This window comes from Arcicella sp. BE140 (assembly GCF_031456255.1).
GTDB classification, from domain to species: domain Bacteria; phylum Bacteroidota; class Bacteroidia; order Cytophagales; family Spirosomataceae; genus Arcicella; species Arcicella aquatica.
Genome location: NZ_JAVDUE010000015.1, coordinates 1 through 17,023, shown reverse-complemented (window position 1 = coordinate 17,023; position 17,023 = coordinate 1). Strand labels below are relative to the sequence as shown.

The following is a 17,023-nucleotide window of genomic DNA, read 5'->3' as shown; positions in this document are numbered from 1 at the left end:
TTACTGTCATTAAAGACATACGTAATTTTTGGTAGTAGGGTCTAGCTTACCGTTAAAATTGTCCCGCTTTGCGTAACAGTATAAGTTCTTAAGCCACCACTTCCATTGCTATTTGTGCCTTTGCCGCTGTTATCGAAAGTTGCTCCGTGTTCAGTACAGTAGAATTTATCAGTTGCATAGGTGATTTTCTTTTGTCCTTCATGACTACAAATAAGGGTTACAGCAACGTAAGTACCTACATTAGTATAAGCCACAACGATATTATTGGTTCTATCCACAACGTATCCTCCCTTTGTTAGTAAGGCTGCATTAGCAGTTGCCGATAAATCAAAGGTTATACCGCCAGTAGGTAGTGGCCCTGCTATATCTCCTTCATTAGTACACGAAGTCATTGTTACACCACAATACACAGCCATTAAGCTTGCTCCTGTTAAACCTAATTGTTTTAGAAAAGTAAGGCGATTCATTTTTTCTTCTATAGTATTCATAATTTGTAATAATTAATTGAAAAAGTTCACTTTGGTACAACGATTAGAATCTTTTAAGTATATAATCTTAATAAGAATGTTTATATGATTTTTATCATATATTGAGATATACAGGACTTAGTTCTAAATGGTTGCGTCCAATAGAATTAATTAATTTTTACTTTATTCCGAACTAGCTAACATAGCTTGTAAAATAGAAGCACCTTGTTTTACAATTTGCTGATTATCAATATTTTTTTCAGTAAACACTTCAATATTGCCTTTTTCAGTAGTCCCAATTTTGACAGGAATTTGTTGAAAAGTATTTTCTTTGGTTTGTATAAAAATAAAGCCACCATTATTATGTATTACAACGGCAGTTTCGGGTAATGTATTCACCATTCGCTTTCCTGTAAAAATTTTAGTATTTACATATTGCCCCACAGTAAGTTTGCTTTCCATTATTTCATCATCAATATGCCCGTGAATATTAATGGTTTTGCTGTCGGCTTCTACGTTCTTACCTACCAGAAATACAGTAGCCATCATAGGTTTTTCAGAGAAAGTAGGATGCTCGACTACTATTTTTTGTCCTATTTTTATTTTATTGATGTCATTTTCAAAAACTTTTAGTTCTATGTGCTTATGCGTATTTCCTACGATTTCAAATAATACATCAGTAGGAGCAACGTTTTTACCAATAGATACATTGGCTGTTTTGATATAACCTTCGATGGGTGAAGTAATATTGATAGAAGACGAAAGTTGACCTTTTTTTAGTTTTTCTATCGAACAACCTATCAATTCAAGTTTTAACGCTAAAGCTTTGGTCTGGGCTTTCATAGAAGATACCTCTGAATCAGCTTGTTGCAATTTCTTTTTAGCACCTATATCTTCTTTACTTAGTACATTCTGGCGTTCTAATTCTTGTTCCAAGAATTTTAGGCGACTTACAGCCTGTAAATAATCTTGTTGCAATTGGATATAATCCATGCTGTAAATAGTGGCTAAAACTCCTCCTTTTTTAATAGGAGATCCCGGAAGAGTATTGGTGCTTTTTACATAACCACTAATAGGAATACTTACCGATGCCATATTCATGGGTGGGACATCTACTATACCATTGGCTTTTATTTCATCTGAAATAGTGGTTTTATCAAAAGCCCCCAATACTAAATGAGCATTTTTTACCTGTTCAGCAGATAATGTTAAGATGTCAGTTTTTTTATCACTATTCTCCTGTTCTTCTTCTTTTGGTTTAGAACAAGATACATTTATTAAAAAAATAAAGGCAATCACAACACACTTTTGAAGTGTATTGATATAATATTTTTGAGAATTATTCATTTCCGATTAATGTTTCGATGTTGATAATAATTTGGTTGAAATTTTGCAATTCAGCTAGATGCTTTTCTTTGATTTGCCAAGCTTGTGTGATATTCTGCACAAATTCTACATATTCTATCTCACCAGTCTGATAGCTTTTAGCGGCCGTTTTGGCTATTAAATCGGCTTGTGGAATCGCTGAATTTTTGTAATAATTCAAAGACTTATCAGCTTTTTCGAACTGAATTTTTAAGGAATTTAGCTGACTTTGTAGTTGATTTTCAGCATACTGATATTGCTGATTGATTACCTCTTCATTGATTTTAGAAGCACTGATTCTTGCTTGCTGAGCCTTCGTGAATATCGGTACATTGATGCCCACTTGTACATAATTTTGATTGAAATGTTTTTCAATACTTTGGTTGGTCAATGCCACTCTTACATCTGGCTTCAACCGTTGTTGTTCCAAATTGGTTTGTAATTTGCTTACCTCGCTTTGCTGTTTGATGATTTCCAAGAAAGGATTCGAGGCTAACTGAGCATCGCTCAATAAGAGGGTTTTTTGCGTATCAATGCTATAATCAATCACGAAGTTTTCACGAGTATTCATCAAAAATTGTAGGCTTTGATACAGATTTTGCTCATCAGCTTTTACTTGCTCAATACGATTTTGTATTTCTCTTAATCGTGTTTCTGAAGATACTTTCTCTAACAAATCCGTTTCACCAGTTTTATACCGTACAGAGGCTGCTTTGAATGCACTTTGATAAAGGCTGTCTTGTTGCTGAAGCAATTTGATGAATTGATTAGTATATAGAATCTGAAAGTAGATGCTTTTAACCTCACCAATCAATTGTGTTTTAGTTAATCTAGCACGCTTTTCAGCCGTTAAAACATTACCTTTTAACAGGTTTTCTTGGGCTTTATATAAACTCGGCAAAGCGAAAGCTTGCCCTACTGAAAAGGTGACATCATTGCCATCAAACACTTGTGTACGACCGTACTGCGCGTCAAAACTTGTTTTAGGCAATTCCCGAGCAGTTTTTACCAATGTCTGATTTCCTTTGATTTCTAAGGTAGAAATCTTTAAGTTTTGGTTCTGCTGAATAGCCTTATCAATACACATTTGTAATGTCTGTGGTGTATTGTTTTGTGCAAAAGTGGTAGTACTTATCAATAATAGCACAATAACAGTGGCTATACCTTTGGGTGTTTTAGGTATTCTATTAAAAACCAGACTATAAATAACAGGGAGTACTACCAAAGTCAGGATAGTGGCTGTAATCAACCCACCAATTACTACGGTTGCCAAAGGTCTTTGTACTTCCGCACCGGGCGAATGGCTCAGCGCCATTGGTAAAAAGCCCATAGAAGCCACAGCCGCCGTCATCATTACGGGTCTGAAACGTGTTTTAGTACCTTCTAAAATTCGGTCATTAATGTTTTTTATGCCTTCTTTTTCAAGGATTTTGAAGTATGAAATCAGTACGATACCGTTTAAAACTGCTACCCCAAAAAGTGCAATAAAACCAATGCCCGCTGAAACCGAGAAAGGCATATCACGAAGCCAAAGTGATAAAATACCACCAATTGCTGAAAGTGGAATGGCTACAAATACAATCAGGGCTTCTACAAAAGAATTGAAAGTGAAGTATAAAAGTGCAAAAATCAAGAAAAGGGCCACAGGCACAGCTATAAACAGGCGACTTTTAGCTGCTTGTAGGTTTTCGAAAGCACCTCCATATTCTATAGTATATCCAACGGGCAGTTTTACTTTTTTGTCTATAATGCTTTGCACCTCTTTCACCAAACTTTCTACATCACGGTTACGAACGTTAATCCCTATTGAAATTCTACGACGTGCATTATCTCTGGTAATTTCAGAGGGGGCATCTTCATAATCAATTTTGGCTACTTCCGCAAATGGAACTTTTCCGCCGTTGGGTAAATCCAAATATAAATCTCTGATATTTTGGATGTCTTTACGGTATGATGAATCCAAACGGATAACTAAGCTAAAGCGTTTTTCACCTTCATAAACAACACCTGCTTCTTCACCAGCAAAAGCTGATTTCAGCAATGTATTCAGGTTGCTGATTTTTAAACCATATTGGGCAATTTTCTGGCGGTCGTAAGTCACTACCATCTGTGGTACGCCATCTATTTGTTGTACCTTTAAATCTGCAATACCTTGTACTTGATGTATCTTTTGGGCAATTTCCTGTGCTTTCTGGAACAAAACATCAAGGTCTTCTCCAAAAACTTTAATCGCCACATCCGATTTTGTTCCTGCAATCAATTCATTGAAACGCATTTGGATGGGTTGTGTGAATTCAAAAGTTACACCCGGAATATCTTTCAAAGCATCATCCATTTTCTGAGCAAGCTCTTCCATGGTTTCTGCTTTTTTCCACACTTTAGCGTCTTTCAAATCGATAATTAAGTCGCAGGCATTAATACCCATTGGATCTGTAGGAATTTCGGATGACCCAATTCTGGATACTACTTGCTCGATTTCGTCGGGAAATTCACGAAGTAAAAGTTTTTGTGCTTCGGTATTCGAATTCACACTCTGTGTTAAGGAAGCATTGCTATGCAGTATTGTTTCTACCGCAAAATCACCTTCGTTTAATTCTGGAATAAATTCACCTCCCAAAGTACCAAATAGGAATAAACTTGCTACAAAAAATGCCAGCGAAGTACTTAAAATAATCGTTTTCTTGTTTAATGACCAAGTGATGATTGGTTGATAGAATCTGTACAAAAAGTTGATAATTTTGTCAGCAATCGTTTCAGAATGGTCAATCTTTTTGCTTAAACACAATGACGACATCATAGGCACATACGTCAACGATAAAATCAATGCTCCGACAATAGCAAAACTTACAGTTTCGGCCATTGGTCTAAACATTTTACCTTCAATACCCGTGAGAGCAAGAATTGGAAAATAAACAATCAAGATGATGATTTCACCAAAGGCAGCCGATTTTCGGATGGTTACTGCTGAGTCATACACTGACTCATTCATCTCGTTCTGAGTAAGTACGTATGCTTCTCCATTATGATTGTCTGGAATTGTGCGTGTATGTAATCTATGTACAACGGCTTCTACAATGATAACTGCCCCATCTACAATCAACCCAAAGTCAATAGCACCAAGTGACATCAAATTGGCTGAAACGCCAAATAGGTTCATGAGTGCAAAAGAAAATAATAAGCAGAGAGGAATTACCGATGCTACCACTAACCCTGCCCTAAGGTTGCCCAAGAGTAAAACCAAAATGAATACTACAATTAAACCTCCTTCAATCAAATTTTTCTGTACAGTACCAATAGACTTGTCGATAAGCTTACTTCTATCAATAAATGATACTACTTTTACGCCTTCTGGTAAAGACTTTTGAATTTCTTCAACTCGTTTTTTAACACTAACAACCACTTTTTCAGCAGATTCTCCTTTTAGTAATAGGACAACGGCTCCAACCGCTTCGCCTTCGCCATTACGAGTCATCGCTCCATAACGAACAGCATGACCGAACTGTACTTTGGCAACGTCGCTAATGAGTACCGGAATACCTGCACGAGTAGTAACAACGACATTTTCAATGTCTTGCAAACTATTTACCCTACCTTCCGAACGGATAAAGTAGGCATCTGTCCCTTTTTCGATATAACTACCGCCCGAGTTAGCATTGTTATCTTGTAAGGCCTGAAATACTTCTGCAATGCTGAGGTTCATTGCTCGTAGCCTTTCTGGATTAATGGCGACTTCGTATTGCTTTAAATGTCCGCCGAAAGAACTTACCTCAACTACTCCTTTTATGCCCAATAGCTGTCTTTTAACTACCCAATCTTGAAGCGTTCGTAAGTCGGCTAACGAATACTTATCTTTAAATTGGGGGTCAACCACTAAGGTGTATTGATAAAATTCGCCAAGCCCTGTGGTAATAGGAGCCATCTCTGGGCGACCAGCCCCAGGAATTAAATTTGGTTCGGCTTCTCTGAGTTTTTCTGAAACTTGTTGTCTGGCTTTTTCAGTAGGCACATCATCATCAAAAACGACTGTGATGACCGATAAGCCCATTCTTGATATAGAACGAATTTCTTTGGTATTCGGAACCGTTCTTAACGAGATTTCTAGTGGATAAGTAATGAATTTTTCTACTTCAGATGCGGGTAAAGCGGGCGATTGAGTAATTACTTGTACCTGATTTGAAGTAATATCTGGTAGGGCATCAATGGTCAACTGGGTTAAGGAAATCCCACCCCACGTCACCAATGCCAATACCAATAAGCCGATTGTCAGCTTATTGTATATGCTGAATCGAATGATTGAATCTATCATTGTATGTATTTCAAGAAGAAGAGCCCAAATTTTAAGACATCAAAATTTGTAATCCCGTCAAGGGAAAAGCTCATTATTGTAAATAAAGGTATTTTCACGAAGGAAACTTCGTGATGAAAGAAAGATAAGAAATAGCAAAGCAGATTTTTGCTTAAGGAAATTAGAATCGAGGAGGGTTGAATAGTGTCTGCACTATAGAGAAACGATAGAAATTTTTCCAAACGAAATTTGGTTCAGAAAAAACTTTGAAGATAGCAACAAAGGGGAGGACAATTTTTTTATCAAACGTAGGTTCACATAGCGTTGTAGTATTATGTGAATTCAGGTTTGGTAAATTTGAATGAGAATGTTTTGCTGTTTTGAAGTGTTTAGACGTAGCAGAATAGTGCATTGCCAAAAACTCTAGAAAGCTAATATTTTCATTCCAACTGTTTTTGTGTTGATTGTAATGTTTTACTAATTCTCCAACTTTGGCTAACTGCAAAGCATCAGCTTTGGGGAACAAACTCCCAACAAAGATGATAAAACTTAGCAATATGGCTGTAAATTGTTTCATTGAGCAAATGTAGTCAATAATGCGAAAATAAAAAAGGCGAACAATTAATTCGCCTTTGGTTTATTCTTTTAATGTTCTAATTTAAAATTACCTTAATATTATCTGTTTTCTGGTAGTTCTTTTCTGTACCAAGAATACTTCTAACAGCTTCAGCAATTCCATCAGGGTCAAAGCCACATTCATGATGCAACTCTATTTGTTCACCATGCTCAACTACTCTGTCTGGAATACCCAATCGCTTAATTTGTGCTGAATAGTTATTATCCAACATAAATTCAGCAACTGCTGTACCAAAGCCCCCTTGAATACAACCATCTTCAACAGTGATTACTTTGTCGAAATGTTGGAAAATCTCGTGGAGCATCTCTTCATCCAGAGGTTTTACAAAACGCATATCATAATGTGCTGGATTGAGTCCTTCTTTTTCTAATACTTCACAAGCTTGTACAGCATAATTACCAATATGACCTAGCGTAAGAATCGCCACCTTTTCTCCATCTTTAATTTTGCGTCCTTTACCGATTTCAATTTTTTCAAATTCAGTTTTCCATGCTGGCATAACGCCTTCGCCACGTGGGTAGCGAATAGATATACAGCTTTTCAATTGTTTGAATTCATCATCTGCAACGGTAAACATGATGTCTCTCAATTCCTTTTCATTCATCGGAGCAAACACTATCATGTTCGGAATACAACGCATATAGGCAATATCATAAGCACCATGATGCGTAGGGCCATCGGCACCCGCAAAACCTGCACGGTCTAAACAGAAAATAACGGGTAGTTCCTGAATAGCCACGTCGTGAATCACTTGGTCATAAGCACGTTGCATAAACGTTGAATAGATATTGCAGAAAACCGTGAGCCCTTGAGATGCCATCCCTGCCGAGAAAGTAACGGCATGTTGTTCGGCAATTCCTACATCAAAAGCACGGTTTGGCATTACTTTCATCATCAAATTCAGCGAACTTCCCGAAGGCATTGCAGGTGTTACACCCATAATTTTCGGATTTTTCTCTGCTAATTCTACAAGCGTATGCCCAAAAACATCTTGATATTTTGGAGGCTGTGGCGTAGAATAATACTTCTTTTTGATTTCTCCAGTAATCTTATCAAACTTCCCAGGGGCATGCCATAGGGTTTGGTCTTTTTCAGCCAAGGCATAACCTTTGCCTTTTGTGGTAATACAATGTAAAATTTTAGGGCCGGGAATGTTTTTCAAATCATTCAACACCGTTACCATATATTCTACATCATGCCCATCAATAGGACCGAAATATCGTAAATTCAAAGATTCAAATAAATTGCTTTGTTTCAGCAAAGTAGCTTTCAGTCCATTTTCTATTTTAGAAACAATATCCTGAGCAGATTTGCCAAATTTTGACATCTTGCCTAACAGGTTCCATACTTCATCTTTTACTCTGTTATAAGTATGCGAAGTAGTAATGTCTGTTAAATATTCTTTTAAAGCCCCCACGTTAGGGTCAATAGCCATGCAATTATCATTCAGAATGATAATCATATTATTTGGAATATCTCCCGCATGGTTCATCGCTTCAAAAGCCATTCCTCCTGTCATTGAACCATCACCAATTACGGCAATGTGCTGGCGGTCTGTTTCTCCTTTATAATTAGAGGCTACAGACATCCCCAAGGCTGCCGAAATAGAAGTAGAAGAATGCCCTACACCAAAAGCATCATATTTGCTTTCTTTGCGTTTCGGAAAACCCGAAATGCCACCATATAGGCGATTGGTATGAAAATTATCTCTACGACCCGTCAGAATTTTATGCCCATAAGCCTGATGTCCTACATCCCATATTAACTGGTCGTTAGGAGTATTAAAGACATAGTGAAGTGCTACTGATAACTCAACCACACCAAGTGAAGCCCCAAAATGTCCACCATACACCGATACATCATCAATAATGTACTGACGTAGTTCGTCACAAATTTGCAACAATTCTGAGCGATTACGCCTCCTCAAATCTTCGGGAGTGTTAATCTGGGCTAATATTTTTCCGGGTATAATTTGCATGGGTTTTTTCGAGTGAAAATTGTAAGTAGATAACCCTGTTTATCCTTAAAATGTTTGACTGAAAGTTAAATATAGAAAGAATCTAAGGTGAAACTTAGAAACAAGCTAACAAATTTACGGAAATATTTTAAGCTTAGTGTTAATTAAAAAAGTCAAGCAGATTTTCTACTTGACCTTTTTGATGAAAATGGTTATAATTTTACTTCTGTGAAGCTTTAAAAAGCTTTTGTTTTTCTTCTTTTGTCAGACTTTCGTAGCCAGAACGTGAGATTTTATCTAGGATAGCATCTACCTCGTCTTCATCTGGATAGCCCACGCCCACACCTACACTTGAGCTATTATAAGATGTTTCTTTTTGGCGATAAGCCACTTTGATTTTAGGTTTTTCGGTACGATTCACAATTCTTTTGAAAAAATCTACCGTGGCATCTATAGGTGTTCCCCAATCGTTGCCTGCCTGCAATTGTTTTACATATAAATAACCTAACAAAGCTCCGCCCAAATGCACAATACCTCCGCCAGCGTTGATGCCAATAGCACCTGCCAATGAAATCAAAAAGAAGAAGAAGGCAATATACTTTATTTTAACAGGGCCAATTAAAAACAAGAAGAATGTATAATCGGGTGCAAGAGTAGCTGCGGCAAACATAATTGCCATTACACTACCAGAAGCCCCAATGATAGTAGTATTGATGCCTGTTTGGTAATAAGAAATAAAGTTGAACGTAAGTAATGCAAAAATACCTCCGAAGATTGCCCCCAGAATGTATAGATTGATTAGCCTGCGGCTACCCAAAAACTCCTGAATGATTGCTCCAAACCAATAGAGCATTAGCATATTAGGTAATAGATGGGCAATGGGATTGACAGAATGGAAAAATGAGTAAGTCAGAATCGTCCACGGGCGGTACAAAAAAGTACCTAACGACGGCGTGAGGCTTAGGTATGACAAAGCATTGTCGAACAATTCAGCTTTTTTGAAGAAAATTGTAAGACTTATCAATACCAGCAACATCACCACATATACAGCTACATTCAGCCATATCAGCTGGATTAAACCATTATTTCGCTTGGAAAAAGCATCTTTAAAGTCATCTAAAATCCCACTCATTTTTATATTCCTTTATAAACTTTAATATTACTCAAAAATTATCAATGTTTCAATATAACATATTGAAAAACAAAATGTTAGTGCGTTTAATAGAAAGAATTTCTATTTTTCCCCCAGATTTTAATAAGTATAAAAGCAAAAACCATTCCACCAATGTGGGCAAAATGTGCCACATTATCACCGGGCATTTTATTAAGCCCCGCATATAGCTCGTATAGTCCATATAAAGCTACAAAATATTTTGCTTTTATTGGGATTGGAAGTAAAAAAAGCATAAGTTCTGTATTAGGGAAAAGCAAAGCAAAGCCAGCCATCACTCCAAACACTGCTCCAGAGGCTCCGATTAGTGGAGTATCCAACACAGATCTCAAACATTCTTGTGCAATTAGAACAGAATTCTGTACGGTAATATTGTTTGGATTCCCTTCAATTAGTACATAAGCATTATGAGGTATTCCGTCTGGAAAATACTGATACAAAAATTTACTGAACTGATTTAAGTCTGGATGTTCGATGTATGCCCTTGTGGCTGCTTCAAGTGTTGAATAATCATAATATTTCAATCCCATATATAACAAGCCAGACCCCATTCCTGTTATTAAAAAGAACGTTAAAAAACGTTTTTCTCCCCAATACATTTCCAACATTGGCCCTAAGAAAAACAATCCGAGCATATTGTTGAAAAGATGTCGCAGGTCGGCATGAACAAAAATAGATGTTAAAAACTGAAAGGGTAAAAATTTCTCAGAAGTAAAGTAATGAAGCCCCATTACCGACACAATCATCTCTTTATGACCAAAATATTCAACACCAAATACGATGATATTGATAGCCATCAATGCCCTAACAATAGGCGTTAAACCCGGAGTTCTCATTTTTATTATTTATAGATTAAGCGAAATTAAGTTTACGACTATTCTTCGTATGCCCAATCAATTTTAGTTTTCATATCCTTGATAACGAGCCCATTTGCTTTAAAGTAACCTCTTATTTCATCTACCTTATCGTATTGTTTAGCCTCTTTGTATTCACGATATAACGAAAGCATTCCTTTGGCAAAAGCCTCTATGTTTTCGTTAGGCTCTTCAATAAGACCCAATACATTTTCAATAATGGCGATAAAACTTTCTTTTAAGGATGTAAAAACTTGTTCTCCTAGCTGTGCCGTTTGTAGTTGACCCATATAAATTTGGTTTATTTTCTTTACCAAATTAAATAAACCTGCAATGGCAACTGCTGTATTTAAATCGTCATTCAAACCATCGTAACAAGCTTGAATACCTTTCTCTACTTCTAATACGTGTTTTTCATCAACTGCGATTAAATCATCAGCTAAATATTCGATATTTTTTATAATTCTTAAACCATTAATTAAACGCTTGTAGCCTTTCTGAGCAGCCTTTAGGGCTTCGTTTGAAAAATCAAGCGTGCTTCTATATTGCGACTGCAACATGAAGAAACGGACGGTCATTGGGCTATAGGCTTGGTCTAATAATGGATGCGAGCCTGTAATCAATTCACTAGGTAAAAACGAATTGCCAAGTGATTTAGACATTTTTTGTCCGTTCACCGTAAGCATATTAGCGTGCATCCAATAGCGAACAGGTTCAACGCCATTAACTCCTTTGGCTTGGGCAATTTCACATTCGTGGTGTGGGAATTTTAAATCCATTCCGCCCCCATGAATGTCGAACGTATCGCCTAAATATTTAGTACTCATGCAAGTACATTCCAAGTGCCACCCTGGAAAACCATCACCCCAAGGAGAAGTCCAACGCATTAAATGCTCTGGTGCTGCTTTTTTCCAAAGGGCAAAATCCAGTGGATTACGCTTTTCTCCAACGCCATCTAAATCACGCGTTTCCGTTAATAAATCATCTAAAACCCTTCCCGAAAGTTTCCCGTAATTTCCACCTTCAGCATTATAGCGAGCAATATCAAAATATACTGAACCTTGCGATTCATAAGCCAAACCTTTGTCGATTAAAGATTTAGTAGTTTCTATTTGTTCTACGATATGCCCTGTGGCAGATGGCTCGATACTAGGCGGTAATAAGTTGAATTGTAGCAATACCTTATGGAAATCGTTGGTATAGCGTTGTACAATTTCCATAGGTTCAAGCTTTTCGAGCTTCGCCATTTTACCAATTTTGTCTTCACCTTCGTCACCATCGCCCACTAAGTGACCAACGTCCGTAATGTTTCTTACATAACGCACTTTATAGCCAATATGAGTTAGATAACGATTGAGAATATCGAAAGTTAAGAACGTACGGACATTTCCAAGGTGAACGTAATTATATACAGTTGGTCCACAAACATACATTCCCACATGTGGAGCGTTGATGGGCGTAAAAAGTTCTTTTTCTCTGCTGAGGGTATTGTATATCTTTAGGGGTTGCATTAATTCAGAATGTATTACTGTGATTATTTTCTTAAAACTTTACAAAACTAATAAAAGTATAATGGATTGTGAGGCTTTTGAGTTCAAAAAGCATTAAGGCTTCTCTGATAACTTACTTTTGACTCTTTGAATAGATTCTTTTATGATTTCTTTTCTTTCTTTAAAATGTTCAGGCATTAACATTAATGCCTTTTCAAAGTTTTCTAAAGCAATTATATTATTTTCCTGTTCCTCATAAATTATCCCTATCAGAAAATAAGTAACGCCTAGCTCATGCTTCTGTCCAGTTTTTTTATTCCAATCAATACTTTTTTGATAATTATTTAAAGCTTTGTCCAAATTACTTTGTAGTTGATAAACCCGCCCTATTTGATGATAAGTATTTGCTAATTGATGTTCTTGTGCAGTTTTTTGATTCCAATCAATAGCCTTTTTGTAATTTTCTAAAGCTTTATCCCAAACCCTTTGTTCTTGATAGACCATTCCTATCTGGTGATAAGTACTTCCTAATTGATGTTGTTGTCCAGTTTTTTCTATCCAGTAAATAGCCTTTTGATAATTTTCTAAAGCTTTATACCAATTTTTTTGCTCTTGATATACTTTTCCAATATGATTATAAGTGCCTCCTAATTGATGTTGTTGTCCAGTTTTTTCTTTCCATTGAATAGCATTTTGGTAACTCTCTAACGCTTTGTTCCAATTTCTTTGCTCTTCATAAACTCGTCCTATTTGATGGTAAGTACTTCCTAATCGATATTCTTGCCCAGTTTTTTCTTCCCAATGAATAGCCTTTTGGTAATTCTCTAAAGCTTTATCCCAAATTCTTTGCTGTTCATATACCATTCCAATTTGATGATAAGTACTTCCTAATTGATATGCCTGTCCAGTTTTTTCTTTCCAGTGAATAGCCTTTTGATAATTCTCTAAAGCTTTATCCCAAATTCTTTGTTCTTCATAAACTCTTCCAATTTGATGATAAGTGCTTTTTAGATTATTCCAATTATTTTCTAAAAAATCTTTAGCGAAAACTTGATTATAAAGTTTTAGAGCTTTTAAATATCGTCGAAAATCTAAATTCAAAGTAGCATACTGATATAGTAGTTTGTTTAAAATGTACCCAGTAATTTTTAATTTCTCTGCAACTCCAATAGCATTGTCATAATATTTTTTAGCATTTAGATAGTCAAAGTATTTAGCATATTCATCCGCTAAAAGACTATAAAGATTCAGTCTTTCTAGCATGGCTCTTCCTTTATCAGAGTCATTAAGAGGTAAGTGCTCTAATTTATCTTTTAAACTTTTGATATATTCTTCACGGATAGGTAGTTTAGCAGGAATATCACTGGGTGCAGGACTAAGTTCTTTTTCTTGATGAATTTCATCTTGTTTAAACACAAAAAAATTAGTCACCCAACTCCAAAGGTCTGGAGCTTTGCGTTGGACTTGAATAAAAAAATCGTGGTCGCCCCAGAGTATAGTGATGTAATTGGGCTTTCTAAAAATAATTTCTCTTTCAAAATTCAATTGGGCAATCATACCTGAATCCACAATTTGTCCATCCTCAGAGCTTAATCGGCTATTTTCTAAACCAAAAACATTGACACAGTAAGTAATTCTTTCAGATTCTATAATAGATTTTGGTAATTTCTCTTGAAGTGTCTGATGCAAGGAGATAACTTGAAAGGGAGTAAGGTCTATATCATAAAATTGGTATTGAGAAAGTCTTTCTTTGATACTTGATGAAATCCTTGCTTGTAAAACATAGTCTGGTACGCTTATCATTACAATAGTCGGTTCTTTGCGGTCTTGTAATGTAAACTGTATTTCATCAAGTAGATTTTCGTTGTAGGCTTTTTCAAGCTCAAAGTTCGTTGGCATTTCTCAGGTATTTTTCAAGGATAGGATTTATTTTAATTGACTTTATACCATTGTATTTAAGTAAAAGTAATCCGTATAACATTTCTTTGACTTTAGCTTCAGCAGGTTCAAAGTCTCCTTTTTTTAATATTTCAATATAGCTCTTATTAATACTCTCACGCATAGTATTTCCTATTTCATCAACAACTTCCTCTACAATGGTCACATCGATTTTTTTCTTTCCTCTAGTTTTACGAATAGCAACATTTACTATTCTAAACAACTGCCTAATACATCCTCCTGAATAGTGAATACATCGACTAAGTGCATCTCTATCTTCAAAAAAAGTATCAAAATCAATACGTTTCGTAATGATTTCACAAAGTGAATCACAATTTTGAGAATTGGTTGTACGAATCATTGGGACTACATATTGACTTGTAAAGCGAACAGGTGATTTTTCAATTTGATAGAAAGCATCTATTCGTACACTCATAATCATATTTGCATTGATACCTATTAGTACATTGGCATCTTTTACAAAAAGAGTTTCGTATTTCTCAAACATGATTTTTTCAGAGCCATCTATAATAAATAGAATATCTTGTCCCAAGCCTTCCCTTTGTATATCAGCTCTAATATCTGAAAGATAATCGTTAAGTAACTGAGTCAGATGCAATAAGTTTTTACGAGTTACTTCACGAACTACCTTAGCTGTTTTAGTCTCTCCTGCCAAAAGATTTTTTAATGAACCTCCAAGTTTAAAAAAATTAAGAAAGCCGATATTGGCTTCTATATTTACGCCAATTTCATCTTTGATACTTTCGCTAATTTCTTTTTTTACTTCTGTATCACTGAAAAACATTTTGGCTAACTCTTTGAGCGATTCAGTATTTCTACTAATTCCATTTTCTTGAAGTTGGGTAATTAATTTTGTGATAAGCAAAACATAAAAGTCTTCAGGTTCAAACCTCGAAATTTCTAATTCTTCTTCAATACTGATAAAGACTGAAAAATATTGACTTGTTTGATTCAGTTCTTGGTGCAGACGTTTGAGTTCAATGGTTTTTCCAGAACCAATATGACCAGAAAAAATCAGTTTAACATATTCTTTTGTCAAATGAAAGGAGCCATCTTCACCAATTCCTAAATCAAACTTAATATCGTTAAGGTATTCATTGCCACGTACTGTATCAAGATTAACATACAAATTACTAGCAAAAATATCTTCTTCAAAAGTAGGCTCAGTTACAGCTCTCGCCTCGAAAGGGTCATTAACAGGATAATTAAATTTTGACATTAGGAATGATGTTTTTTGTTGTAAAAGTAAAGAATTTCATCAAGAGTTCAATATCAATAAAAGTCTTGCTCAAAAACTGCTGTAGGTTAAAAATATTAATGTAGTAATTCCAATTTGCCACTTAATATTTTTGAAAGCGAATAGCGTCTTATTTTATAACGCAAATCTCATAACAAAATCCTCTATCTTTGAAAAAAAATAATTCAACCGAACAACAATGACCATTTTAGAAGTAGCTAATCATAAACATCTCCAACAAGAATTTCTTTTATTACCCGTTCGCTTGTATCAGTATGATAAAAATTGGATTCGTCCGCTCGACCAAGATATTGAGAATACCTTTAATCCTGAGAAAAATAAATATTTTAAGCATGGTGAAGCCATCAGATGGATTTTGCAGGATGCCTCAGGTAAAACTATCGGTAGAGTAGCCGCTTTTATTAATCAGGAAACTGCGAACAAAGAAGAGCAACCGACAGGAGGGATGGGATTTTTTGAATGTATTGAGGATGAATCTGCCGCTTTTTTGTTGTTTGATACGTGTAAAAATTGGTTAGCTGGCAAAGGCATGGAGGCAATGGACGGACCAATTAATTTTGGAGAAAGAGATTCTTTTTGGGGATTGATGACCAAGGGCTGGCAATTTGAGCCTACTTATAAAATGCCTTGGACGAAGGCTTATTATATTCAGTTTTTTGAGAAATATGGTTTTAAAGACTATTTCCAACAATATGTGTATGTTACGCCAATTCGTGCGGCTACGGTTGCTCCAACGGTAGAGGAAAAAGCTAGGCGTATTTATGAGAACCCTGATTATACTTTCCGTCATATCGAAAAGAGTAAATTAGCAAAATACGGAGAAGATTTCAGGACAATCTTTAATGAAGGCTGGGCAAAATTCCCGGGTGTAAAAGCCATGACGGAAGAGCAAGCGAGCAACCTTGTAAAACAAATGAAGCCTATCATCGACGAGGAGCTAACGTGGTTTGCTTATGCTGGCGAACGCCCAATTGCTTTCTTTATTGTGATTCCAGATATTAACCAAATTGTAAAACATCTTAATGGAAAGTTTGGTGTATGGGAAAAAGCAAAGTTTATGCTTTTACTAATGCGTGGTGTGATTACCCGTACATGTGGCGTAATTTTTGGCGTAGTACCCGACTATCAAGGTAAAGGAGTTGAGTCGGCAATTGCTTTGCGTTTCCGTCAGGCTGGTAGAGATAACCCGCATTATCAGTATGAAACGATTGATATGAATTGGGTAGGAGATTTTAATCCTAAAATGAATCGTTTTGTTTCGCAACTAGGAACAACCAGAGATAAAGAATACATTACTTATCGTTACCTGTTTGACAGAACAAAAGAATTTAAACGTTGCCCGAGAGTGGGGTAGATTTAATTGTGAATGAGTGAGTTGTGATTTAGTGATTTATTTTAGTTGTGATTGAGTGATTGAGTGATTTTTTTCGAAAAAGTTAAAATAAAATGATTTTTGGGGAACTCATTTAGCATGAATGGGCTTTCAAATCACTAAATCACTAAATCACTAAATCACTAAATCACTAAATCACTAAATCACTAAATCACTAAATCACTAAATCACTAAATCACTAAATCAC

The 17,023-nt window shown here is 35.8% G+C and carries 11 protein-coding genes; 1 reads left to right on the top strand and 10 read right to left on the bottom strand.

Going from position 1 to position 17,023, the window contains the following annotated elements; genetic code table 11:
- Positions 1 to 41: 41 nt before the first annotated feature.
- The 10 genes from J2Y60_RS18670 to J2Y60_RS18625 form a co-directional block, all read right to left on the bottom strand.
- Complete coding sequence (locus J2Y60_RS18670; RefSeq protein WP_309922363.1) at positions 42 to 488, bottom strand: Rieske 2Fe-2S domain-containing protein; 447 nt, start codon at positions 486 to 488, stop codon at positions 42 to 44.
- 162 nt (positions 489 to 650) lie between these two features.
- On the bottom strand, positions 651 to 1,814 hold the full coding sequence (locus tag J2Y60_RS18665) for an efflux RND transporter periplasmic adaptor subunit (RefSeq protein ID WP_309922361.1): 1,164 nt from the start codon (positions 1,812 to 1,814) through the stop codon (positions 651 to 653).
- Positions 1,807 to 6,138 (bottom strand): CusA/CzcA family heavy metal efflux RND transporter, encoded by a 4,332-nt coding sequence (locus tag J2Y60_RS18660; protein WP_309922358.1) that lies wholly within the window; start codon positions 6,136 to 6,138, stop codon positions 1,807 to 1,809. Before J2Y60_RS18660 ends, J2Y60_RS18665 begins: the two co-directional genes overlap by 8 nt.
- A 160-nt stretch (positions 6,139 to 6,298) precedes the next feature.
- Complete coding sequence (locus J2Y60_RS18655) at positions 6,299 to 6,694, bottom strand: hypothetical protein (protein WP_309922355.1); 396 nt, start codon at positions 6,692 to 6,694, stop codon at positions 6,299 to 6,301.
- Positions 6,695 to 6,770: 76 nt separating this feature from the next.
- A complete protein-coding gene (dxs, locus tag J2Y60_RS18650) occupies positions 6,771 to 8,732 on the bottom strand; it encodes a 1-deoxy-D-xylulose-5-phosphate synthase (RefSeq protein ID WP_309922352.1) in 1,962 nt (653 codons plus the stop codon).
- 199 nt (positions 8,733 to 8,931) lie between these two features.
- Positions 8,932 to 9,843 (bottom strand): rhomboid family intramembrane serine protease, encoded by a 912-nt coding sequence (locus J2Y60_RS18645; RefSeq protein WP_309922348.1) that lies wholly within the window; start codon positions 9,841 to 9,843, stop codon positions 8,932 to 8,934.
- An 86-nt stretch (positions 9,844 to 9,929) separates the two neighbouring features.
- Entirely contained in the window at positions 9,930 to 10,718 is a 789-nt protein-coding gene (locus tag J2Y60_RS18640) for a rhomboid family intramembrane serine protease (RefSeq protein WP_309922345.1), read from the bottom strand.
- Positions 10,719 to 10,756: 38 nt separating this feature from the next.
- Positions 10,757 to 12,247, bottom strand: a complete 1,491-nt coding sequence (gene cysS / locus J2Y60_RS18635; protein WP_309922342.1) for a cysteine--tRNA ligase — start codon at positions 12,245 to 12,247, stop codon at positions 10,757 to 10,759.
- A gap of 93 nt (positions 12,248 to 12,340) precedes the next feature.
- A complete protein-coding gene (locus tag J2Y60_RS18630; protein WP_309922341.1) occupies positions 12,341 to 14,125 on the bottom strand; it encodes a tetratricopeptide repeat protein in 1,785 nt (594 codons plus the stop codon).
- Positions 14,109 to 15,404, bottom strand: coding sequence for a hypothetical protein (locus J2Y60_RS18625; protein ID WP_309922336.1), 1,296 nt, complete (start codon positions 15,402 to 15,404; stop codon positions 14,109 to 14,111). Before J2Y60_RS18625 ends, J2Y60_RS18630 begins: the two co-directional genes overlap by 17 nt.
- A 217-nt stretch (positions 15,405 to 15,621) precedes the next feature.
- Here J2Y60_RS18625 and J2Y60_RS18620 point away from each other — a divergent pair, with 217 nt between their 5' ends.
- Positions 15,622 to 16,797: a hypothetical protein gene (locus tag J2Y60_RS18620; RefSeq protein WP_309922334.1), complete on the top strand. Its 1,176-nt coding sequence runs from the start codon at positions 15,622 to 15,624 to the stop codon at positions 16,795 to 16,797.
- Positions 16,798 to 17,023 lie beyond the last annotated feature (226 nt).

Excerpts from the sequence above, each read along its gene's own strand:
- J2Y60_RS18625 (WP_309922336.1), bottom strand. The coding sequence starts at position 15,404 with ATGTCAAAATTTAATTATCCTGTTAATGACCCTTTCGAGGCGAGAGCT.
- J2Y60_RS18640 (WP_309922345.1), bottom strand. The coding sequence starts at position 10,718 with ATGAGAACTCCGGGTTTAACGCCTATTGTTAGGGCATTGATGGCTATC.
- J2Y60_RS18645 (WP_309922348.1), bottom strand. The coding sequence starts at position 9,843 with ATGAGTGGGATTTTAGATGACTTTAAAGATGCTTTTTCCAAGCGAAAT.
- J2Y60_RS18670 (WP_309922363.1), bottom strand. The coding sequence starts at position 488 with ATGAATACTATAGAAGAAAAAATGAATCGCCTTACTTTTCTAAAACAA.
- J2Y60_RS18660 (WP_309922358.1), bottom strand. The coding sequence starts at position 6,138 with ATGATAGATTCAATCATTCGATTCAGCATATACAATAAGCTGACAATC.
- cysS (WP_309922342.1), bottom strand. The coding sequence starts at position 12,247 with ATGCAACCCCTAAAGATATACAATACCCTCAGCAGAGAAAAAGAACTT.
- J2Y60_RS18655 (WP_309922355.1), bottom strand. The coding sequence starts at position 6,694 with ATGAAACAATTTACAGCCATATTGCTAAGTTTTATCATCTTTGTTGGG.
- J2Y60_RS18630 (WP_309922341.1), bottom strand. The coding sequence starts at position 14,125 with ATGCCAACGAACTTTGAGCTTGAAAAAGCCTACAACGAAAATCTACTT.
- dxs (WP_309922352.1), bottom strand. The coding sequence starts at position 8,732 with ATGCAAATTATACCCGGAAAAATATTAGCCCAGATTAACACTCCCGAA.
- J2Y60_RS18620 (WP_309922334.1), top strand. The coding sequence starts at position 15,622 with ATGACCATTTTAGAAGTAGCTAATCATAAACATCTCCAACAAGAATTT.
- J2Y60_RS18665 (WP_309922361.1), bottom strand. The coding sequence starts at position 1,814 with ATGAATAATTCTCAAAAATATTATATCAATACACTTCAAAAGTGTGTT.